Origin of the sequence: Pseudomonas sp. 2995-3 (assembly GCF_002742565.1) — a bacterium.
GTDB classification, from domain to species: domain Bacteria; phylum Pseudomonadota; class Gammaproteobacteria; order Pseudomonadales; family Pseudomonadaceae; genus Aquipseudomonas; species Aquipseudomonas edaphica.
On record NZ_LJSB01000325.1, the window covers coordinates 1 to 237 of the forward strand.

At 41.8% G+C, this 237-nt stretch carries 1 protein-coding gene; it reads left to right on the forward strand.

Annotated features, from left to right (window positions below; genetic code table 11):
* Nucleotides 1-237, forward strand: a 237-nt coding sequence (locus AOA62_RS31925; RefSeq protein WP_158235143.1) for a hypothetical protein, incomplete at both ends; no start/stop codon positions are given.

Here is a 237-nt window from a genome sequence, read left to right on the forward strand (position 1 = left end):
GCATCATCTTCTAATCGAACTTCCTCACAAAAAGGTGGAACGGAGATCCCTTCCAATGCAGGAGAAGCAGTCACGATTAATTTATTTGGCGAAGAGGAGATTCCTGATCCTAAAAACGAACAAGATTTAGCCCCATATGCGCTAGAGCAGAAGTACAGAGGTGCTGTCTTAAAAAATCTTGAAGAAGGGGTCTCCAGTGCAAGAATCCTAAGTGAGTTACTGATTAAAAATGAGAAG